This window comes from Chamaesiphon sp. OTE_75_metabat_556 (assembly GCF_031378165.1).
Taxonomy (GTDB): domain Bacteria; phylum Cyanobacteriota; class Cyanobacteriia; order Cyanobacteriales; family Chamaesiphonaceae; genus Chamaesiphon.
The window spans coordinates 1-4,674 of the sequence record NZ_JANNDR010000102.1 but is presented as its reverse complement, the minus strand read 5'-3'; the positions used below and the strand labels follow the sequence as shown (position 1 = coordinate 4,674).

2 protein-coding genes and 2 pseudogenes are annotated in these 4,674 nt (G+C 50.4%); 3 read left to right on the top strand and 1 reads right to left on the bottom strand.

The window, feature by feature from the left end; all coding sequences use genetic code 11:
• The first annotated feature begins 41 nt into the window (after positions 1-41).
• Together RMO27_RS04495 and RMO27_RS04490 are read left to right on the top strand one after the other, a co-directional pair.
• Positions 42-1,805, top strand: a complete 1,764-nt coding sequence (locus tag RMO27_RS04495) for a serine hydrolase domain-containing protein (protein WP_396133609.1) — start codon at positions 42-44, stop codon at positions 1,803-1,805.
• Between the two features lie 49 nt (positions 1,806-1,854).
• A pseudogene (locus tag RMO27_RS04490) lies at positions 1,855-2,211 on the top strand (ABC transporter ATP-binding protein); the annotation flags it as partial.
• 17 nt (positions 2,212-2,228) lie between these two features.
• On the opposite strand, the gene dprA reads toward RMO27_RS04490, so the two are convergent.
• A complete protein-coding gene (gene dprA, locus RMO27_RS04485) occupies positions 2,229-3,389 on the bottom strand; it encodes a DNA-processing protein DprA (RefSeq protein ID WP_309729560.1) in 1,161 nt (386 codons plus the stop codon).
• A gap of 420 nt (positions 3,390-3,809) precedes the next feature.
• Here dprA and RMO27_RS04480 point away from each other — a divergent pair.
• Positions 3,810-4,674 (top strand): annotated as a pseudogene (locus RMO27_RS04480) (hypothetical protein); the annotation flags it as partial.

Here is a 4,674-nt window from a genome sequence, read left to right as displayed (position 1 = left end):
TTCTCGACGGCATCGTACCGCTCCAACTCGATCGCGAAAATGTGGCAGGCGCGACTATCGCCATTGTCAAAGATGGAAAACCGCTGTTCGCCAAAGGCTACGGTTACGCCGACGTGAAGCATAAACAGCCCGTCACGGCAGAAACCTTGTTTCGTGTTGGTTCAGTTTCCAAACTTTTCACCTGGACAGCGGTGATGCAACTCGTCGAACAGGGCAAACTCGACCTGGGTAAAGATGTTAATGAATATCTCGATTTCAAAATACCGTCCGCCTTCGGACAGCCAATCTCGCTGAAAAATATCTTGACGCACACCGCTGGGTTTGAAGAGCAGTTAAAAGATCTGTTCACCGCCGATAAGCGCAGCCCGAATCTCGGAAATTACCTGAAAACGCACATTCCGAAACGGATCTTTGCGCCAGGAACGACCCCAGCTTATTCAAATTACGCGACGGCACTAGCCGGATACGTCGTCGAGCGCGTGTCTGGACAACCCTTTAACGATTACATCCAACAAAATATATTCAAACCGCTCGGAATGACTCGTTCGACTTTCGCCCAGCCGCTGCCGCCGGAATTCGTGCCGCTGATGTCAAACGGTTATGTGCTCGCATCTGATGAACCGAAAGAGTTTGAAACAGTCGGTGCATTTCCCGCCGGAAGTTTGACCAGTACCGCCGCCGATATGTCCAAATTTATGCTCGCGCATTTGCAGGAAGGGCGATTGGGCAAGGCGCAAATTCTCAAACCAGAAACGGCACGCTTGATGCACAGCCGCGCTTTCGGGTTAGATCCAGCCGCCAACGCGATGGCTTACGGCTTCTATGAAGAATCGCGCAATGGACAGCACATCATCGGACACGGCGGCGATACCGCCTATTTTCACAGCGGTTTGGAATTGCTCACAGACGCGGGTGTAGGAGTTTTCGTCTCGTACAATAGCGTAGGGCGTGGGGAAACTGACCCGCGCACGATTCTCTGGGATGCGTTTCTCGATCGCTATTTTCCCGCGCCACCTTTTAATTCGCCAACTCTCGACAGTGCGAAAAATGACGCGCTTGCCGTGAGCGGTAATTATATGATTAGCCGCCGCAGCGAATCACTATTTAAATCGTTAGCCTTACTAGGAGAAGCCACCGTCTCCGCGAACGAAGACGACACAATTTCGGTTGGCGAGATGAGTGGTCTGATGAACAATGCGAACGGTAAGCCCAAACGTTGGCGCGAAGTCGCTCCGATGACGTTTCGGGACATTAACGGTCAAGACTCTTTGGTTTTTAAGCCTGACCAAAACGGACGGATGCAAATTTTACCGTATCCGATTATGGTTAGTCAGCGCGTCGGACTTTGGGAAAACAGCCGGATTCTGTTGCCCGTCGCCGGACTTTCATATTTCATGATGCTGCTGACACTGCTGTTAGGGTTCGTCGCGTGGCTGGTTAGAAGACATTACGGACAACAATTAAAATTAACAACCTTGGAGTGGCGGTTGCGTTGGGGTGTGCGAATCGTCTTCGCGCTGAATCTGGTTTTTATCGTGACTCTATCCGGTTTTCTGATTTCTGCATCAAAGCGTCTTGAATTATTCAGCGATAGCGGAAATATTTGGATTTGGCTGATTCAGTCGATCGGCGTTCTCGGTGCGATCGGAACGATCGTGGTTTTCTATAATGCCATCTATACCTGGACGAGCAAGCAATACCAGATTTGGGAGAAACTTCAGGCGACGATGTTTGCGCTGGCATGTCTCGGTGTGCTCTGGTTGGTTTTTGCAGGGCATTTGTTATCTTTCAACTCTAATTATTAACTCATATTGTGCAAATTTAATTACCGCTAGTTCAAAGATTCACTATCCACTATCTACTATGGGGACATCTGGATCGGGTAAATCGACATTGATGAATATTATTGGCTATCTCGATCGACCGACCGATGGCGATTATTACTTGGAAGAACTGGATCTGACAACATTAGGAAAAGATGACTTAGCTTATATTCGCAATCAACGGATTAGCTTTGTTTTTCAACAATTTAATCTATTACCATGTTCTACCGCACTAGAAAATGTGATGTTACCGATGATTTATGCTGGAGTTTCTAAACCAGAGCGGCGAGAACGAGCAGAAGCGGCATTGATTAAAGTGGGATTGGGCGATCGATTGCAAAATCGTCCGAGTCAATTATCTGGCGGACAACAGCGGCGGTGGTGCATCATGGCGGTATAGCTCACCTATCGTTGATATCTCATTCCTGGTAATTGGGTGACTAAACCGAGCAACTCTAACTGGAGGAGGATGCTCGAAACCATGGCGACTGGGAGTTGCGAGTTGCTGACAAGTTCGTCAAGACCGATCGGGTCGTCAGTTATTAGCAGCCAAATAGGTTGGAGTTCTGGATCGACATCGATCGGTGGTGGCGGGAGGATTGCTGCTGTGGTGACACCAGTACCGATCTCGGGCTGCCGATCTGCGAATATATCTAATTGTCGGTGTGGGTCGAGTTGGGGGATGGTGGCGAGCAATTCTAGCAGATGAGTGAGGCCGAGAATGGGCTGTGCGCCGCGAGTCAGGAGTCCGAGACCGCCAATGGAGTTGGGGTTGTCGATCGAGCCAGGGAGGACATAGACATCGCGACCGAAGTCATTGGCTTGATAGGCCGTAATCAGGGCACCAGATTTAGTCGGGGCGTCGATGACGATCGTCACGCGGCTCAATCCAGCAATAATCCGATTGCGGGCCGGAAAGTGCGCTCGATCGGGTGATGTATTAGCGACATATTCACTGACAATTAAGCCCTGTTGGGCGATGGCGGTGGCAAGCTCGTGGTGTTGGGGTGGATAGACGAGATTGACTCCCGTACCGACGACAGCGATGGTGCGCCCGCCAGCTTCCAGGCAGGCACTATGGGCGGCGGCATCGATGCCTTGTGCCAATCCAGAGACAACCGTAAATCCATTTTGGGCGAGGAGGGTGGCGATCTGTCGCGCCCATTTTTTGCCATATTCCGACGGTGAGCGGGTACCGACGATGGCAATTGCGGGTACCTCACCCCGATTTTCGGCCAACGCGACCTGACCTCGATAATAGAGAATACTCGGTGCAGAGGGAATTTCCGCCAACAGACGTGGATAATCGGTATCGGTACGCGCCCACCAATTGGGATTATCGATCGCGTGAGTGGCTAATAACTGCTGGGGGTCGATCTGAGCGCGACTCTCGACGATTTTGATGACTGATTGGAGTCCGATGCCATCGATCGCCAGTAATGCTTGCTCGTCAGCCGTCCATGCGGCTGCTAAACTACCGAAATGCTGGATCAGTCGATCGACCAGAATTGACCCGACACCATTAACTCGCGACCAAGCTAGACAATAAATCCGTTCTTGCGACATCAGCTCCAGTCCAGGTTGATTTTATTTATTATGCCCAGAAGAGGTCGGTGAGGATACAGGAGTGGGGAGTGAATAGTGAATAGTGAATAGTGAATAGTGAATAGTGAATAGTGAATAGTTGAAGACGGGGGACTAGGGGACTAGGGGACTGGGAGACTGGGGAATGAGAGATAAAACGACGCTTGCGTCCAAACTCTCTATCCACTATCCACTATTCACTATCCACTACCCTCCACCTAAAGCCTAAAGCCTAAAAAATCGGCATTTCCGGATCTACACAGATCGACCACCAGATCGATATGATGGTGAGCGATTGACAGTTTGAGCGTGAAGTTTTTGCGATCGCCAAGTGTCAAATCATCCGCTACTGTCTTTCTAGTAGAATTAGCTCTAATCGTTACATGTTGTTCAGGTGAAATCTTGGCCGAACCTATCTACTTTGAACGAGATCGTTACGATCTACCACTCCCACTAATTGAGATCGATCCGAATTTCGCACCTAGCGAAGGCGAACTGACTTTTGTTCAGACGATCGTCGATCCCGCGCCACAGCAACAGCTAATTTTTCAAGCCCTAACACAAGTATTGACACCATTAGGGGTGAGATTTGAGTTTTCGATCCAACAGTTGCCGCAGGCGGTAGCCTTTGAGGCTGACAACGTGCAGACGATGTTTCAGTCGCCCGAGTTGAGTCGGGACAGCCTCGAATATCGACTATTGGTACGGTGTCACTCGCCCAAATCGTTAGAGTGCCAACTGCTGGCCGAACCGCTGGCCAGAGCACTGCGCGGCATCCAGCTCGAACATTTTACCGAAGCGATCGTCAAGTTTGGTCGATCGGTTGTTGGCGTAGCCTCTGAGCATGAGCATCGGGATGTTGCCAAAAGTAGCCAAGTCGCCGACTGGCGATTGAAAATTGACCTGACACCCCCCATGATTCGGCTCACCAGTTGGGCGCGGTGGGGTGACGTGCAAGCCATTACCCATTTACTCAACGATGCGCTCGCACCTGAAGGCGTCCAGGTAAGTACGACGCTCAAAAATCTCACTTTACAGGTGTTTTGTAAGCTCATCGATGCTGGAATAGCGAGGTTTCCAGCTAAAAAGGTCGTCATCGATACGATCGCACCATTACTAATTTCGCTGACACCCCAAGGGATTCAAGGAGCCACAATTCACGGGTTGAAGTCACCACTCGATCCTTACTACCAGATTGAGGAACCGCCAGTCTGGATGCATTGGCTCGATCTCCCCGCATTGGGAGATCCGAAATTTTCTCCGACTC

Bases quoted from the DNA above. Each gene is read 5' to 3' on its own strand.
- dprA (WP_309729560.1), bottom strand. From the start codon at position 3,389: ATGTCGCAAGAACGGATTTATTGTCTAGCTTGGTCGCGAGTTAATGGT.